The organism is Mesorhizobium sp. B2-6-1 (assembly GCF_006440475.1).
Classification (GTDB): domain Bacteria; phylum Pseudomonadota; class Alphaproteobacteria; order Rhizobiales; family Rhizobiaceae; genus Mesorhizobium.
On the sequence record NZ_VFUH01000003.1, the window covers coordinates 16,627 to 33,122 of the forward strand.

Annotated in this window: 12 protein-coding genes; 3 read left to right on the forward strand and 9 right to left on the reverse strand. The window is 60.9% G+C overall.

Going from position 1 to position 16,496, the window contains the following annotated elements:
- Nucleotides 1-7: 7 nt before the first annotated feature.
- Entirely contained in the window at nucleotides 8-1,648 is a 1,641-nt protein-coding gene (locus FJ443_RS07830) for a methyl-accepting chemotaxis protein (RefSeq protein ID WP_140581965.1), read from the reverse strand.
- Nucleotides 1,649-2,917: 1,269 nt separating this feature from the next.
- Here FJ443_RS07830 and FJ443_RS07840 point away from each other — a divergent pair.
- On the forward strand, nucleotides 2,918-3,295 hold the full coding sequence (locus tag FJ443_RS07840) for a hypothetical protein (protein WP_246681202.1): 378 nt from the start codon (nucleotides 2,918-2,920) through the stop codon (nucleotides 3,293-3,295).
- A gap of 266 nt (nucleotides 3,296-3,561) precedes the next feature.
- Here the strand turns inward: FJ443_RS07840 and FJ443_RS07845 are convergent, their stop codons facing one another.
- The 5 genes from FJ443_RS07845 to FJ443_RS07865 are packed head-to-tail and all read right to left on the reverse strand — an operon-like array spanning nucleotide 3,562 to nucleotide 9,934.
- Nucleotides 3,562-4,500: an ABC transporter permease gene (locus FJ443_RS07845; RefSeq protein ID WP_140500720.1), complete on the reverse strand. Its 939-nt coding sequence runs from the start codon at nucleotides 4,498-4,500 to the stop codon at nucleotides 3,562-3,564.
- Nucleotides 4,493-5,575 carry an ABC transporter permease gene (locus FJ443_RS07850; protein WP_224681965.1) on the reverse strand — a complete coding sequence of 361 codons (1,083 nt, stop codon included), beginning with the start codon at nucleotides 5,573-5,575 and terminating at the stop codon, nucleotides 4,493-4,495. Before FJ443_RS07850 ends, FJ443_RS07845 begins: the two co-directional genes overlap by 8 nt.
- Nucleotides 5,572-7,089 (reverse strand): ABC transporter ATP-binding protein, encoded by a 1,518-nt coding sequence (locus FJ443_RS07855; protein ID WP_140663415.1) that lies wholly within the window; start codon nucleotides 7,087-7,089, stop codon nucleotides 5,572-5,574. Before FJ443_RS07855 ends, FJ443_RS07850 begins: the two co-directional genes overlap by 4 nt.
- 34 nt (nucleotides 7,090-7,123) lie before the next feature.
- Nucleotides 7,124-8,137 carry a BMP family protein gene (locus FJ443_RS07860; RefSeq protein ID WP_140560696.1) on the reverse strand — a complete coding sequence of 338 codons (1,014 nt, stop codon included), beginning with the start codon at nucleotides 8,135-8,137 and terminating at the stop codon, nucleotides 7,124-7,126.
- Between the two features lie 15 nt (nucleotides 8,138-8,152).
- On the reverse strand, nucleotides 8,153-9,934 hold the full coding sequence (locus FJ443_RS07865; RefSeq protein ID WP_140663417.1) for an adenine deaminase: 1,782 nt from the start codon (nucleotides 9,932-9,934) through the stop codon (nucleotides 8,153-8,155).
- A 160-nt stretch (nucleotides 9,935-10,094) separates the two neighbouring features.
- Between FJ443_RS07865 and FJ443_RS07870 the strand changes: the two genes are divergently transcribed.
- A complete protein-coding gene (locus FJ443_RS07870; protein ID WP_140500716.1) occupies nucleotides 10,095-11,069 on the forward strand; it encodes a LysR family transcriptional regulator in 975 nt (324 codons plus the stop codon).
- Nucleotides 11,066-12,865, forward strand: a complete 1,800-nt coding sequence (gene ade, locus FJ443_RS07875; protein WP_140581954.1) for an adenine deaminase — start codon at nucleotides 11,066-11,068, stop codon at nucleotides 12,863-12,865. The genes FJ443_RS07870 and ade overlap by 4 nt, the downstream gene beginning before the upstream one ends.
- 81 nt (nucleotides 12,866-12,946) lie before the next feature.
- Here the strand turns inward: ade and FJ443_RS07880 are convergent, their stop codons facing one another.
- The 3 genes from FJ443_RS07880 to FJ443_RS07890 form a co-directional block, all read right to left on the reverse strand.
- On the reverse strand, nucleotides 12,947-13,663 hold the full coding sequence (locus FJ443_RS07880; RefSeq protein ID WP_140500714.1) for a GntR family transcriptional regulator: 717 nt from the start codon (nucleotides 13,661-13,663) through the stop codon (nucleotides 12,947-12,949).
- Between the two features lie 156 nt (nucleotides 13,664-13,819).
- Nucleotides 13,820-15,295 carry an amidohydrolase family protein gene (locus tag FJ443_RS07885; protein WP_140581951.1) on the reverse strand — a complete coding sequence of 492 codons (1,476 nt, stop codon included), beginning with the start codon at nucleotides 15,293-15,295 and terminating at the stop codon, nucleotides 13,820-13,822.
- The gene (locus tag FJ443_RS07890; protein WP_140500712.1) at nucleotides 15,285-16,481 is read right to left on the reverse strand and encodes an amidohydrolase; all 1,197 of its coding nucleotides are present in this window, start codon (nucleotides 16,479-16,481) and stop codon (nucleotides 15,285-15,287) included. Before FJ443_RS07890 ends, FJ443_RS07885 begins: the two co-directional genes overlap by 11 nt.
- Between the last annotated feature and the right edge of the window lie 15 nt (nucleotides 16,482-16,496).

The following is a 16,496-nucleotide window of genomic DNA, read 5'->3' on the forward strand; positions in this document are numbered from 1 at the left end:
TGCCAGTTCACTGTGCTCTCAGCTTGAACCTTGAAATGCTGCTTCGCATGCTGCCTGAGACTTGATTGAGCTCGTCGATCGCGAGCGTCGATTGCTGAAGGGACTCGACTGTTTGCTGAGCTGCCTCGCTTAGCTGGGTTAGCGTGTCGCTTATCTGTCCCGCGCCGATCGCCTGTGCTTGCATGCCTTCATTGGCGACTTCGAAACGTGGCACCAGCCCTTGGACCTGCTGGATGATCTCGAAGAGTTGACCGCCGACCTGCTGGATTTCGTGCATGCCCCGGCGGACCTGCTCGGAAAACTTGTCCATGCCCATCACACCGGCAGCGACTGCCGACTGGATGTCTTTGACCATCTGCTCGATATCGTAAGTGGAGACGGCCGTCTGGTCCGCAAGCCTTCGGATCTCTGTCGCCACCACTGCAAAGCCCCGGCCATATTGCCCGGCCTTCTCAGCCTCGATGGAAGCGTTGAGCGACAACAGGTTCGTCTGATCGGCCACTTTGGTGATGGTCGTCACCACCTGATTGATGCTGCCAGCTTTCTCGCTCAGGATCGCGAGTTTGGAATTGATCGCACCCGCCGCGTCCATGACCTGCTGCATGGTTCCTTCCATACGGGTCAGCCCCTCTTGCCCTCCGCCGGCGACGGCCGCCGTTTGCTCGGCAACTGTCGAGACCTCGTTCATCGTGCGAACCAGCTCGTTTGAAGTGGCGGAAATTTCCTTGGCTGTCGCGCGGATCTCAGTTGTGGTCGCGGCGATTTCAGTCGCTGTTGCCTGCTGCTGCTTGGAGGTTGCAGCAATCTCAGTTATCGACGTGCCGACCTGTATGCTGGACCTTTGTACCTGACCAATGAGAGTTGTGAGATCGTCTGCCATTGCGTTGAAGCCGTCGGCAAGCACGCTGAATTCGTCCCGGCGCCTCAGATCGAGGCGTTCGCTGAAGTCGCCTTGCCGTATCATTTGAACTGCGTCGACCAAACGTGTGAGCGGAGCTGTGATAGCGCGGAACAGCTGGTAACCCAAAAGAAGGGCTAGTCCGAGGGCTATCAACAAGCCCACGCTCAAACCGACTTCCGCCGTGCTAACGATTGAGCTGATTCGCTGCGTCGCGCTGTTTGCCTCGCCTCTGTGATCCTCGAGCATGGCTTGCAGAGCGGACTGCAATTTCACAAAGATCGGCTCTACCGTGTTCTTGATGACCGGGCTTTCATTGGGAGTTTCACCTTTCGACAAGGCAGCTCGGCTCGTGTCCAGCACAGCAGTTTCCGCCAGCCGAAATTGGTTGGCGAGTTCTTTGACGACTGCGTAATTCTGCTTGTCGATGTCGGAGACGATCGTTGCTTCATACTCGTCCATCAACCGCCGCACTTGGTCGCGATTGGTCGCGATCGTGCTTTCAAGCGTGCTTTTATCCGACGGGTTGTCCTGGAGGGCATATTCCTGAAGCAGGCTATGTGCCTTCATCTGCCCCATCATGATCTCGGTGCTGTGATAGAGGTCTGGAAGGATGCCCTTCTCGACCTCAGTTGCCTCCCGCTCCGCCTGAAGAAACCAGGCGTACGCGATAACGGCGATCACGGACATAACCACCAGAACGGCAGCGAAACTGACGAGGATGCGGTGGCGTATTGTCAGACTCGTCATGGAACCGGTTCACCTATGGGGGCATCGAGGCCTGCGCGAAAAGCGCTCGTTCCGACGTTTCGAAAAGGTGCGTCGAAAAGCAGCAGTCTTATGCAGAATGGTTTCTTTTCCGTTCCATCGCTAATGATTGCGAAGCGGCTCGCCAGTCGGCGCCCCCAATAAGCGTGGTCAAAGGCATGTCTCGCCGGCGACATAGATAAACCCGACATCGGCTGGGGCGGCACGCACCGTCAAGTGGAGCGTGCATGAGCTGCTTGAGGCCAGGAGTTGAATGACTGCTTAGCCCGCTTGATGCCGAAAGCCGACCTCTCGCTTGCGTCCCCTAATTTCACCTTGAATCCAACGCAAAGTAAAAAAGGGCCGAGCTGAGACACATATGGTGTGCACGCCGAGCGGACTTTGCGCTGCCGCCCGGGAACCATCTTGGAACGAAGCCAAACGTTCTCTAATTGCAGATGCTGGTGACTTGGAAGGACGCGCACAACGGAAATCCAAGGAATTTTCGACGCACTCGCAACATCCAAGCATGAGCGGTGGAGAGAAGTTCTATACTCACCTGTTCGACCCGGGGCCTGATGACCGTCCCATGCCGGGGTTGATCCATATGGCGTGGCGTCGCAGGCGCGAACCTTCAAATTTTCCGTGATAAAGAGAATGCTGGATTCAGTAGGCTGACAATTGTAGTGCCGAGAATAGATGAGGCCCGCAATCGCTTGAAGAAATTGGAGTGAAGCTGACCGCTGAACCGGAGGCTGACTGCGGAAGGATCGCTACGAGTTCATCTGCAAGGCGTGGGCGTCACAGCCGGAACGCTTCAGACTCAATCCGCTCCAGCAAATGCCGGGACCAAACATTTAGGCGATCAACCGGGGTGGGCAAGATGTGCCGCGTGCGCAGATATCAGGGCCCTGAATCTGCCGCTCAACAGGCACCTCGCCGCTGGCCAATCGCTCGCCGCTGGAAAACGCGGCCGCGCTGGCTGAGGAAAAACATCTTCGGCTGGGCCGGCGACTCTATGCCATGAAGCCTCCGGCAGGCTTGGACTGCGCGAAAAAAGGCGGCGTCGCCCGGCTGGGTCTGTCACACTACACCACGACGGACGAGGTCGACCAAGCCATAGAGGCCGTTGCCCGGCTCGCGGTCCGACGGGGGGCATTAAGTAGGCAAAAAGGGGACCAGCTGTGGCTGCTGTGGATAATGGTCCTGGTGTCTTGCTGATTGGGCCAGCTAGCGCGCACTCTCACAGCTATGGTGGCAGAGCATGTCGAATTGGCCTTGTTTGAGCAGTCACTCGGCAACATCGAAGGCCTCAATCGACCGTTCTGTGATCGTGTGGCGGACGCTGCGGAAAAAACCGAAGGGTCGGTTCTGTTCGATGTCCGCGTTGACGGCGATACCTGGGTTCAGCGGATAGCTGCGATTGGATATGGCGTGATAGGTACAGCTATAATCGTGATGGGGAAGAACGGACAACTTAGATGCGCATCGGTAGACGGGGAGACCGCTCTTTTGGTGTCAGAACTGGCTGCCTGGAATGCGTCTCCGCTTGGTGAGCAAGCGAAGATTGATCAACGCGGAGCAGCCAACATCCTGCTGGCGACGCTCCGTAGTTCAGGTCACTTCGGCAGTGGTGGCTGGCGTTCCTGAGCGAGGCTTATGCAGCCTTCTGGCTAACCACCAGCGGGATAGTCGAGTTCCAACGATCCAGATTTCCAGGGCGGCAAATTGCTTGCCCTGTGACGTCCCGTGACTGACGGTCAGGTCTCCCTACCTGGGCGGGTTGGGCTACAATACCGGCTTCGCCAAAGCGGTCGATCTTGCTGGAAGCTTGCTGCCGCGGTCACGGGTTGAGCCATGCCGCATGGCAGCTACGTACAGGCAGCCTTACAGCAGCAGAATGAAAACCGACCACCCTATTCCCGCCTGTACGGCACGCCCAGCATAGCCGGTGCGCTGGTCCGCGAGCGACGGATCATCAACGCAACGATCGCCGCAACATAAGGCATCATCAACATATATTGGTAGGGAATGGCGATACCGACGCCCTGGATTTGCAATTGCAGCGCGTCGAGGAAGGAGAACACCAGAGCCGCCACGAAAATCGGGTAGGGGCGCCATAGGCCGGCGATGACGATGATGATGGCCAGCCAGCCGCGCCCGTTGGTCATGTCCGGCACGAAACGCGCCGCCTGGCCGACGGAGAGAAACGCGCCGGCAACGCCCGCCATCAGGCCGCCGAAGAGCACGGCGGCATATTGCACCGGCGCGACCTTTACCCCCTTAACATCGAGGGCCTTGGGATTGTCGCCGGCGCAGCGCACGATCAGTCCATAACGCGTCCGGAACAGGAAGAGCCATACCGCCGGCACCATCAGAAAGGCTATGTAGGTCAGCACCCGCTGGTCAAACAGGATGGGGCCCAGCACGGGAACATCGCTCAGCCCTGGCACCGGCACATCGGCGAAGAAAGGGATGGTCGGCGTCTTGCCGTCGCCAGCGAAAGCGGAACGCAACCAGTATGTGGAAAGGCCGGCGCCGAGCAGGTTGACGGCAAGACCGGTGACGATCTGCTCTACTTTCAGCGTGATCACCAGCACGGCAAAGACGAGAGCCATCAGCGCGCCGGTAAATCCGGCAGCGAGGACGCCCAGCCATAACGACCCGCTTTCATAGGCGGCGAGATAGCCGGTGAAGGCTCCCATCAGCATCATGCCCTCAAGACCCATATTGTAGACGCCGCTGCGCTCGGCGATAAGTTCGCCAAGTGCGGCGAGCAGGAGCGGGGTGCTGATGCGGATGGTGGCCGCCGCCACACTGACCAGGATTGAGGTTTGAAAGAGTGCGTCAAGCACGGCCGACCCTCCGCAGGCGGAAATTGCACGCTGCCCAGCCAGCTAGGAAGAACAAAAGCAGGATCGCCTGGATGGCGTATATCAGCGCCGAGGGCACGCCGGTCTTGATCTGCATGAGCGTAGCGCCGTTGAGCAACGCTCCGAACAGCACCGAGGCAACGACGACGCCAAGCGGATGCAATTGGCCGAGGATGGCCACGATGATGCCGCTGTAGCCGTAACCTGCTATTACGCCTGCCTTCAGGCGGTAATGGACGCCGTAGACTTCCGTGATCCCCGCGAGCCCCGCAAGCGCGCCGGAAACCAGAAGCACAACTATGACCAGCCTTCGAGTATTGGTGCCCTGTACATCGAGCGCGCGCATGTTGGACCCGGCAGCCTTGATCTCATAGCCCAGCGGTGTGCGCGTCAACAGCATGTGAACCAAGCCAGCCGCCACAATCGCCAGCAGGAAGCCGGAATGCAGGCGTGAACCGGAAAACAGCAACGGAAGCACCGAGCCCGGATCGACCTTCGGCGTCTGTTCGAAGAAGGCGCCCGCCTCGCTCCATGGGCCGCGCAGCAGCAGCAGCGAAAGGACATAGACGATGATGTAGTTGAGCATGACGGTCGAGATCACCTCATCGACCGAGAAGCGGGTCTTCAGCACGCCCGCAAGGCCGGCATAGAGTGCGCCGCCGACAATGCCACCGATTATAACCACAGGAATTTGGATGAAAGGCGAAAATCCGGTGAGATTGTGCTGCGCCCAATAAGCGAACATGGCGCCGGCAAAAACCTGGCCTTCGGCGCCAATGTTCCAGATACGCGCGCGGAAGGCGACACAGGCGGCAAGACCGGTGAAGATCAGGGGCGTTGCCTTGACCAGCGTTTCGCCGGCGGCGCGCAACGAGCCAAAGCTGCCTTTCAGGAGAGCCGTGAAGGCGGCACCCGGGCTGGCGCCCGCGGCGGCGAAAAGCAGACTGCAAACCAAAACCGCCGCGATCGCCGCCAAAGCAAGTGCAACAATGCGCGCGGTCGGCCGCGGTTCCAGCCGGCGCTCGAGGCGCCACTCCACGAGATTGAAACCGGTCACGCCGCAGCCTCGCTCCCATGGCCGGCCATCAGGCTGCCGATTTCGTCATAGGTGGTTTTTTCCGTATCGAGCACCGCAAGGATGCGGCCGCGAAACATCACACATATACGACGGCTGAGAGCGAAAAGATCCTCCAGTTCCTCGCTCGCAAGCAGGATGGCGCAGCCTTCGTCGCGCTTGTGCAGGAGTTGTCGGTAAACGAATTCGATGGCGCCGACATCGAGTCCGCGCGTCGGCTGGTTGCACAGCAGAAGCCGCTTCGCTTTGGCGAACTCGCGGGCGAGGATGACCTTCTGCGCGTTGCCGCCAGACAATTTGCGAGAGGGTGACGACGGCCCGGTTGCGGCAATCGAATAGGCAGCGATGACCATGCGTGCATTTGCGTCGAGCGCCGCGGTGTCGATAAATGGCCCATTGCGCCAGCGCGTTTGCCATTGTTGGCCGAGTACAAGATTCTCGCCGATATCGAGATCGGCAACGAGCCCGTCGCGGAAGCGGTCGCTGGGCACGTAGCCAATGCCTTTCGCAGCAATCGTCGCCGGTGAGTACGCCTGCAGAGTTTCGCCATCGAGCAAGACCGTGCCGCCGTCGGGCGCGGCGAGGCCTGCGAGGCACTCGAACAGCTCATCTTGGCCATTCCCGGAAACGCCGGCGATGCCGACGATCTCGCCGGCTGCGATGTCGAGCGATGCGTTGTCCAGCACGGGCCTTCCATCGCGCAGGTGCGTGAGCCCACGCACCGAAAGCACCGTCTCGCCGGTCGCTTTCGCATCTGCGGCGCGCGCCGGCGCCGCAACGGAGCGGCCGACCATCATGGTGGTGAGTTGGTCGCGGCTGACGTTCGAGGTTACGACCGTTCCGACCAGTCTGCCCTTGCGAAGCACGCTGACCCGGTCGGATTGCATCACTTCCGACATCTTATGGCTGATCAGCACGACCGACAGATCTTCACTGGTGAGCCGCCGCACGATCGCAAACAGGCGGCGCGATTCCTCGGGCGTCAGCACCGCCGTCGGTTCGTCGAGGATAAGCAGTCTGGCGCCAGTGTAGAGCGCCTTGACAATCTCGACCCATTGCTGTTCGCCGACGGAAAGGTCGCCGACGTGCCGGTGTGGGTTGAGCGAGATGCCGTAGGTGGAGCAGATCGTCTCGATCCTGGACAGAGCCTCAGCCCGGCCGAGCCGCCAGCCGGAGCCCGTGCCTACCGCCACATTCTCCAGCACAGTGAAGCTGGGCACTAAGACGAAATGCTGGTGCACCATGCCGATGCCGGCGCGGATGGCTTCGCCCGGCGAGCCTAGCTGGACGGTCTTGCCGTCCACCCGAATTTCGCCGGCGTCTGGCTGGTAGAGCCCATAAAGGCAGGACGACAGTGTCGACTTGCCTGCGCCATTCTCCCCCAACAAGCAATGCAATTCTCCGGGCATGACGTCGAGCGAGACGTCGTCATTGGCGGCAAGCGCAGCGAAACGTTTCGTCAGGTGCCGAACCGACAGGCGCGGTATCTTGCTCATCTCGGATCGGCCCGGCTTGGCACCACCTCCGGCGTCAGTCCGATTTCGGCTCGTTCACATTGAGCTCGATTTTCTTCTCGCCGCTCTGGATGGCCTTGGCCGTTTCAGCCGCAAGCGCCTTTACGTCATCGGGCATTTTGGCTTCCCAAGCAGGATTGAGGATGAGGTCGCCCGAACCCTGCTGCCAGCTGAACCACCTTGGTTCCTTCGGCGCGTCGAATTTGGCGTTCATGGTCTTTGCCTTCCACCATTCATCGATGATCCAATTAATGTGCGGATCCCATTTGACGATGGTGGAGGCGACGATCGACTTCGGCGCCACTTTCGACATGTCCACATAATTGCCGAAGCAGCCTATGCCGCGCTCCTCACAAACCTCGAAGGCGCCCGACATCTGGTAGATCATGTCCGCGCCGGCGGCGATCTGCGCCGAGGTCGCCTCGTTCGATTTAGCCGGATCGAACCAGGACTGGATGAAGGTGATCTTCTGTTTCACCTTTGGGTTCGCTTCCTTGGCGCCGGTGAAGAAAGCATTGATCTGATCGTTGGTATCTTCGGCCGGGAAGGTGGAGATGGCGCCGATGACATTCGACTTCGTGAGTTTGCCGGCCAGTTGCCCCATCACGTAGGCAGGCTCGTGCGCGTGGACGAATATCCAATAGGCATTGCCGCCGAGTCCGCGATTGCCCGAACCGCTCATGACGAACATCGTATCGGGGAATTCGTCCTTCAGCTTCTCGATCGCATCTGCATAGGCGGTGTCGCCGAACAAGATGTCGTAGTCACCGGTCTCAGCATAGGTGCGGAACACCTGCTCGGCATTGTCGTAAACGTTCTCGGTATAATTGACCTCGATGTCGAGGCCGTGGGGCTTGGCGGCGATGATCCGGTCCATGGAACTCACGAAGGATGATTCCCACGGTGCTTCCTTGCCCGCCGAAAGAATACCGGCGATCCTGAGCTTGGTCGGCTCTTCGGCTTGTACGCGGCCGCCCCACAGCCACGTCGCGGCCACGAGCGAAACAGCGACAACAAGGTTTTTCAGCATGGTTCCCTCCCTTTTCTAGCGTTCCCAGTCATGAAGCCGGCTTAACGGATCGACCACCGTCAGGTTTATGCAATCGATCAGGCCGAGATCGGTTATCGCGAAATCGGGTATCGCGGTGATCTGCAGCACGAACATGTACATGAAAGGCCATGGCAGCCTACAGCCGAGCGCGCGCGCGGCCGCGTCGAGCTCCTGCTCTTTCTTCGCCATCTCTGGAGGATCAATGTCCGATACGATTCCGCCGATCGGCAGGGGCAGGAATGACACGATCCGACCGCCGTCCGCCACCGCCTGGCCGCCATTGTTCTCGATAATGTGGTTGATTGCCAACGACATGTCGTGGGGATTGGTGCCCACACAAACGATGTTGTTATCATCAGGCGCCGTCGAAGTGGCGAGTGCGCCGGAGCGCAGTCCGAAGCCTGAAGCGAACGCGACCGGCCGATGGGAAGTGCGGCCGTAGCGTTCGACGACGGTGAGATACTGCACGTCCTGTGATGGATCCGCGTCTATATAGCCGTCGCGGACCGGGAGCACGACATCACGTCGCGTGCGTACGAATATTCTCTCGGGCGTAACGGCGATCGCCAGCACGGCCGCCTTGTCGCCCGCTCCGGGCGCGCGCACCAATAGGTCTTTCTGTGAAACCGGCGCTACCTTGAATGTGTTGGTGACAACGGCGCTGCGGGCAGGCGGCGCAAGATCGTCCACGAGCTTGCCGTCGCGGGCGGCCAGCTTGCCCTTCGCGATGACACCTGAGACATGGAAATCCGCGATATCCTTGACCAGCAGGATATCGGCGGCGAGCCCGGGCGAGATCGAGCCGACCTTCTGGCCGATGCGCAGCGCCTCGGCGCCGTTGATGGTCGCCATCTGGATGGCGGTGAGCGGCGGAACTCCCATCGCGACCGCCATGCGGATCATGTTGTCGAGGTGGCCGCGGGCCAGGATATCCGAGGCGACCACGTCATCGGTGCAGAAGCTGACCCGGCTCGTCGCGGCTATTCCCATCTCGGTGACCATCCGCAGGTTCTCTTCGAGAAAATGGGAGATCGAAGATTCGCGAATGACGACATGCATGCCTTTGCGCAGCTTCTCCAGCATCTCGTCCGCCGTGTAGCTCTCGTGGTCGGAGCGCACTCCGGCCTGCAGGTAGCTGTTCAATCGATTGCCGCGACACATCGGCGAGCAGCCGAGGATCGGCAGACGGCTCTTTTCGGCGATCTCGACCGCCTGCAGAACGTGCTCATCCATCGTGTCGACGAACTCGCGCACCGTCTCCCATATGCCGACGCATTCCGGCCAGGAATGGGTGGCGCGGTGATCGTCCGGTCCGAAATAATAGCCGACGTTGGAGCGAGGCAGTGTGTAGGGCGTCTTGCATGGTGCGCCCCAGAAGATCTTGAGAGGGGTTGCCTTGGCCTCGTCGAGGAATTCGCGGGCGCCTTCCAGGCCGGACACCACGAGGATCTGGTCGAGGCCCGACACAATCGAAGTGGTGCCGAGCGGCACCACCGCCTTGGCGAAGCTAGTTACCGACATCTTGGAACATTCAACGTGGAGGTGGCCGTCTATCAGGCCAGGGCAGAGGAAATAACCAGTAGCATCGATCATCTCGGTCTCGGGGCCGCGGTACTCCGAGACGTCTCCGACAGCGACGATGCGATCCTTGTAGGCGGCGACGTCGGCCGGATAGATCTCGCCCGAAGCGACGTTGACTAGTGTGCCGCCGGTGACGATGAGAGTCGATTTATGCTCGGCGCGACCAGCACGGATGAATTCGCGTATGTCGGACAAATTCATCTCCGCTCGTGTGGCCTCGCTCGGGCTTGGGACCAAGCTTGTCTGCGCCAAAAATCCCACCTTGCGCGCTCTGATCCTGTCGTATTAGGGTCGTCCATGCAAATGGCAGTTTCTGGCTAGTTCTGGACGCACCGTTCAAATTCTTGGACGATCGATGGATTTTGAAGCGATCGATTATTTTATCAAAGTGGCGGAGGCGCAGTCGCTCTCGCACGCCGCGAAACTGTATGGACTGCCCAAGTCCAGCCTCAGTCACAAAGTGCGCGCGTTGGAGGATTCGCTCGGTGTCGCACTGTTTGTGCGCGACGGTCGGGAACTGCATTTGAGCGATGCCGGGGCCGAGTTCCTCGACCATGCGCAACGCATCAAGGAAAGTTGCGAAGGAGCCAAAGCGGCGATCGCCGAGGCGGGCCACGATATCGCCGGCACGCTGACGATCGGCTCGACCGGCGAGTTCGGCACTTCCTTCACCTCGGAACTGCTGTTCGCCTTCCGCCAACAGTATCCGCAGGTGAATGTCGACGTGATCTTCCTTTCGCTCGGATATTTCCTGGCGCCCGAAAAGCACCAGCCTTTCGACGGCATATTCCATTGGGGCGAGCCGGCGAACTCAGACTACATCGCTCGCAAGCTCGGGGAGGCTTCCTTCTGTCTCTACGCCAGCCCGCGCTACATTGAGCAATTCGGGGAACCGTCGACGCCCGCAGACTTGGCGGGCCATGGGGCCGTCGCCTTCCGCCGCCCGAGCGGCGTGCAATCCTGGCATCTCGAGCGCGGCGCGGAAACGGTCGACTTCATGCCGACCGCGCAGTGCATGGCGAACGACTACTGGATGCTGAAATACTTCGCCGTAGCCGGCGAGGGCATCGTCTATCTGCCAGCCTTCTTCACCGAGATCGAGTGCAAGAACGGCGATCTGGTGCCGGTGCTCCCGCAATGGCGCTCGCCACTGGTTCCAATCAATCTGCTCTACATGCGACGCCGGTATGTGTCGCGTAAGTTCGCCGCCTTCCTTGATTTCTGCCTGGACTATTACCGCCAGCGCGCCGCTTACAGTTCGCCAAGATATTGCGTCGAGGTCGTGCGGCCCTTTGCGGGCGCGCGCGCTGGGGGAGAAAACAACAGATGATCAAGAGCTGGTTCGAATGCGCGCCGCAGTTGGTTGATGTCGCCATGGGACGCACGCCGGCCGACATGGTGGTCCGGAACGTGCGCTGGGTGAATGTCCATTCGTGCGAGATCATCCCCGCGACGGACATTGCCATCGCGGTCGGCCGCTTCGCCTTCATCGGCCCGAATGCCGACCATGCCGTGGGCCCCGAGACGCAGATTATCGACGGAGAGGGCCGCTACGCGCTGCCGGGGCTGTGCGATGCGCATATGCATGTCGAGAGCGGCATGGTCACCGTTACCGAGTTCGCGCGTGCGGTCATCCCGCATGGCACCACCTCGATGTTCATCGACCCGCACGAGATCGCCAACGTCCTGGGCATGCCGGGCGTCAAGCTGATGCACGACGAGGCTGCCGGACTGCCGATCAATGTGTTCGTGCAAATGCCGAGCTGCGTGCCGAGCGCTCCGGGCCTCGAGAACGCGGGTGCCAGCCTCGGTCCCGCCGACGTGCGTGAGGCGATGTCGTGGCCGAACATCGTCGGCCTCGGCGAGATGATGAACTTTCCTGGGGTGGTCGCCGGAAATGGCGACATGCTGGCCGAGATCGCTGCCACTCAGGCGGCAGGCAAGACGGTGGGCGGCCACTATGCCTCGAAGGATCTCGGTCTGCCCTTCCATGCCTATGTCGCCGCCGGTCCGTCCGACGATCACGAAGGCACCAGCCTGGCGGACTGCGTTGCGCGGGTGCGCCAGGGCATGCGCGCCATGTTACGGCTTGGCTCCGCCTGGTACGACGTCGCCGCGCAGATCAAGGCGCTGACCGAGCTCAGCCTGGACTCGCGCAATTTCGTGCTGTGTACCGACGACAGCCATTCCGGCACACTAGTCAATGACGGCCATATGAACCGCGTTGTGCGCCATGCCATCGCCCAGGGATTAAAGCCGATCACCGCGATTCAGATGGCCACCCTGAATACTGCTCAGCATTTCGGCATGGAGCGTGAGCTTGGCTCGATAACGCCCGGGCGGCGCGCCGACCTGGTTTTGACCTCCGATCTCACCGAACTCCCGGTCGAAACCGTCATCGCACGCGGCTGTGTGGTGTCGAACGACGGCAAGCTCGTCGCCGACATCACGCCCTACGACTATCCCGCCTCGACCAAGAACACGGTTCGCTTGGGCAAGAAGCTCTCAGCGGCGGACTTCGACATCGTGGCGCCCGAGGGTGCGAACCAGGTCATGGCGCGGGTCATCGGCGTGCTCGAGAACCAGGCACCGACCCGTGCCCTGGAGGCTTCGCTCGGCGTCTTGAATGGTATCGTTCAGATGGATCGGACCGGTGACGTCTGCCAGATCGCGCTGGTGGAACGGCATCACGGCACGGGAAAGGTCATCAACGCGTTTGTTTCCGGCTTCGGTTACGACAAACCATGCGCCATCGCCAGCACCGTCGCCCATGACAGTCATCACATGATCGTGGTGGGTACCGACAAGGACGACATGGCGCTGGCGGCGAATCGGCTGGGACAGGTCGGCGGCGGCGTCGTGCTGTTCAGCGAAGGACGCGAACTTGCGCTTGTCAAGCTGCCGATCGCCGGACTGATGTCTGACCAGCGCGCCGAAATCGTGGCAGAAGAAGCCAATGGCCTGATCGCGGCGATGCTTGCCTGCGGATGCGCCCTCAATAATGCCTATATGCAGCACTCTCTGCTGGCGCTTGTCGTCATCCCGGAATTGCGCATCTCCGACATCGGACTGATCGATGTGTTGAAGTTCCAGCCGACCGAAGTGCTGGTCGCCACGACCGCATAAGGAGGCGGATTTAACCTGACATCACCTTCGTCCTGATCATTTTCGGGTCACTCCTCGTCTCTTCGGCATTCATCCAATAAATCATAGCCCTTCCTCCCGCGCATAGGCAGCAAGAAGGTCCGGAAAGTCATTTTCGGGTTTCGCTTTCAGCAGTGCACGTGTGGTGATTGCATCAATATGATGATCCATCAAGGCAGCAGCCTTGTTCCGGTCGGCCGCGGCCAGGGCGGCAATGATCTCGTGATGCTCGGATACGGCACAGTCGGACGAATGCGGCCGCCCGTAGAGCGACAGGATGAGCGATGAACGCGAAACGAGTTCCGTGACATAGCGCAGCAACAGTTCGTTTCCGGTCAGCGAGGCAAGCAGCACATGAAATTCGCCGGCCAACTGAATCGACGACGCGGCATTGTTGGCTTTGGCCATCTCTTCCGCGTCGACATGAGCTTCGAGCTGTTTGATCTTTTGCGGCGTCAGCTTGCCGATCAGCGTGTCGACCACCAGCGCTTCAAGCGCCCGCCGCACCTCGAATATATTGTGGCCTTCCTCCAGGCTCGGCTGCGCGACGCAGGCGCCCTTGTGCGGGCGCAATTCGACCAGGCCTTCGCCGTTCAGTCTTGCCAGCGCCTGCCTGACAATGGTGCGGCTGACGCCCAGCCGCTCGCCGATCGAATCCTCAGGCAGCTTTGTTCCCGCAGTCAGCGCCTGGTCGAGTATGACGCGCTTCAACGTGCGATAGACCGCGTCGGACTTGGATACGGCGGATTTCGGATTTTTATTGCGAATGTTGATTGTCATGACCGATCCTGAAAATTCATATCCAAGCACACAAGAAGAAAAGCATCCGCAAAGCCGGAGTTTAGAGATGCAAACGGCCCGGCGTCGAGGGCCAATGCCGTCGGCTCGCGTGCCATCAAGGTTTATTCCAATCGTTGTGTGTCGTTTCTGGAGCCCTCATGCCATGAACATCCGATAGCTGGGAGGGAAAATCTCGGCGACCGTCGGATGTCGCCAGGTGCGTTGCGGATAACGCTGGACAAGCCGTTCGAACTGGGCCTGTGCGCGCTGGTGGGCTGCATCGAGATCGAAACCCGGAATGGTTCGGGCGCTCATCACGGTGCGCCCGTCAATGATGACCGTGTGCACATCGCGTCCGCTTGCGGACGTCGTCAGGCAGGCGATCGGATCGAGGACCTGTCCCAGATGGTTGCCGGACAGGTCGAACACGACGATGTCGGCGGCTGCTCCCGCCTGCAAACGTCCCAGGTCCGACCGGCCGAGCGCGTCGGCGCCGCCAATCGTTGCCGCGTCATAGAGATCGGCTGATTTCGGCGTCTCCAGATTGCCCGCCATGACGCGGCCGAGCATCAGGCCGACCTGCATGTTCTGCACCATGTCGGGTGGCCAGGTGTCCGTGCCCATGCCGATGCGCAGACCCTGGCCGCGAAGGCGGGCGAAATTGTCGAGCGCCGCGCCATGCCGCGCCATCACCAGCGGGCAATGCACCAATGTGGCACCCGAACCGGCGATGATTTCGAGATCATCGCCGTCGGCGTGGGTGCCATGCGGCAACAACGCTCTTTCGCTGAGAAAGCGGATGTCCTGGAGCCAGCGGGCGGATGTCGTGCCGAACCGGCGACGCACTGTCTCGATCTCGAATGAAGACTGGCAGCAATGCAGACGGACCGGCACGCCGAGGTCTCGCGCGGCATTGGCGGTCCTGCGCAACAGGTCGGCGGTCCAGAACTCGACACGGTCCGGTGCAAGCATGGTTCGCACCAATCCGCCGAAGCGTCCTTCGTGCTCCAGGCAAAAGGCAACGGCATCGTCCAGACCCTCCGCGCCGCGCTCTTCGTCCACCTCGACGACGATGCCGCCATCCACCTCGATGACGGAATGGCCGGCGCGAAAGGCAGGCCCGAGATAGACGCGAAGGCCCAACTCTGCGGCGCTTTCGGCGGCGGATGCGAATTCGTCCGATGTCTCGTTCCATGCACGATAAAACAGCGATGCGATCGGCAATGCAGTAGTGATGCCGTTGCGGATGAGTTGCGCGAAGGCATAGTGTTTTTGAAACGCCAGCTCCTCGCGCGCCAGCATTTCGACCGGCCCGGCTTCCACATAGTCGCGCGGCCAGACGCGGCCCTTCTTCCAGCCGGGTTGATGATCGAGGCCGAGCACGCCCGTATCCAGGTCCGAAAGCGCATCCAGATCGATGAAACCCGGGCCGATCAGCGCCCTGCCATGATCGATCCGCCGCTTTACAGGCCCGCCGTAGCGATGGCCGACGAAGACGATCCTGCCGTTCTCATGGACGACCTCGCCATTCTCCAGAAGGACATGGCGCCCGTCCCGGTGGCCGACAACCCATCGCGCGGTGAGCAGGACAGGTCCGTCGTCACGCTGGTTCGTCCGACGACTATGCGACATCGGGCAGATCTCCGGCCAGCGCACCGTCACGCACGAGCACGCGGCCGCCGCGGATGACCGTGCGCTTCCGTGGGGTCAGGGCCACGGCTTCCGCCAGGGTCCGCGCGCAAACCAGCACGACATCGCCGTGGCAACCGGGCGAAAGCCCATAATCCGTCAGGCCGATACCTTGCGCGCCGCCAAAGGTGCAAACGCGCGCCGTCTCTTCCAGATCGGCATCGTTGGTCATGCCGTTGCGCTGCGCAAGATATTTGGCCCGCTCCAGCATGTCGCCATTGCCCCATGGCTCCCAGGTGCCCTGGATGCCGTCGGAACCGGATGCCACGACGAGGCCGGACTGGCGCATCATGCGCAGCGGAACCGCCGGCGCGGATGGGCTGCCGACCGTCATGACGGCGATGTCTTCAGCCGCCAGCGCGTCGATCAACGTGTGCTGCCTATGCGTGTCCAGCATGCCGAGACAATAGGCATGGCTCACCATGACGCGGCCCTGAAGGGAGAGCGCCTTGGTCCGTTCGACGATCAGCTCAAGGCAGAAGGCGCCCAATTCTCCCGGTTCGTGCAGATGAATGTCGACCGGCTTGCCGTATCGATCCGCGAGCGCGAAGATTGCGTCCAGGTGGCGAACCGGATCCCGCTCGATCGTTGCCGGGTCGATGCCGCCGACAATATCGGCCCCCGCCTTCAATGCGTCCTCCATCAGCGCCTGCGTGCCTTCGCGTCCCAGCATGCCGCTTTGCGGGAAGGCGACGACCTGCACGTCGACCAATCCCTTGAAGGCTTCGCGCGTTGCAACGACACCCTCGATGTTGGTAATGCCGATTTCCGTATCCACATCGACATGGCTGCGGATATGCGTCACGCCGAAAGCCAGCGTCTGCACGATCTGACGCGCCGATTGCCTGCGCGCATCGATGCCGAGTTCCCGCTTGGCCTTCCTGTCGGCCAGGATCCTGTCGTTGCGCGTGGGTCCCACACGGTTCTGAAACCAGTCCATGCCGACAAGCGTCTTATCGAGATGCGTGTGCGCCTCGACCAGGCCGGGCAGGGCAACCTGTCCAAGCCCGTCGATTTCATGCGCCGCTTTCCCGCTGGTTGCGTGCGCGAACCGACCGTCGCGAATGTAGAGGTCCGTGACAGCGCCGCCCAAGGGCCTGACATTGCGAATGAGAAGGTCTTCGGTCATCTGGGTCTCCCTGTT

Excerpts from the sequence above, each read along its gene's own strand:
- FJ443_RS07830 (WP_140581965.1), bottom strand. The coding sequence starts at position 1,648 with ATGACGAGTCTGACAATACGCCACCGCATCCTCGTCAGTTTCGCTGCC.
- FJ443_RS07855 (WP_140663415.1), bottom strand. The coding sequence starts at position 7,089 with ATGAGCAAGATACCGCGCCTGTCGGTTCGGCACCTGACGAAACGTTTC.
- FJ443_RS07860 (WP_140560696.1), bottom strand. The coding sequence starts at position 8,137 with ATGCTGAAAAACCTTGTTGTCGCTGTTTCGCTCGTGGCCGCGACGTGG.
- FJ443_RS07870 (WP_140500716.1), top strand. The coding sequence starts at position 10,095 with ATGGATTTTGAAGCGATCGATTATTTTATCAAAGTGGCGGAGGCGCAG.
- ade (WP_140581954.1), top strand. The coding sequence starts at position 11,066 with ATGATCAAGAGCTGGTTCGAATGCGCGCCGCAGTTGGTTGATGTCGCC.
- FJ443_RS07880 (WP_140500714.1), bottom strand. The coding sequence starts at position 13,663 with ATGACAATCAACATTCGCAATAAAAATCCGAAATCCGCCGTATCCAAG.
- FJ443_RS07885 (WP_140581951.1), bottom strand. The coding sequence starts at position 15,295 with ATGTCGCATAGTCGTCGGACGAACCAGCGTGACGACGGACCTGTCCTG.
- FJ443_RS07890 (WP_140500712.1), bottom strand. The coding sequence starts at position 16,481 with ATGACCGAAGACCTTCTCATTCGCAATGTCAGGCCCTTGGGCGGCGCT.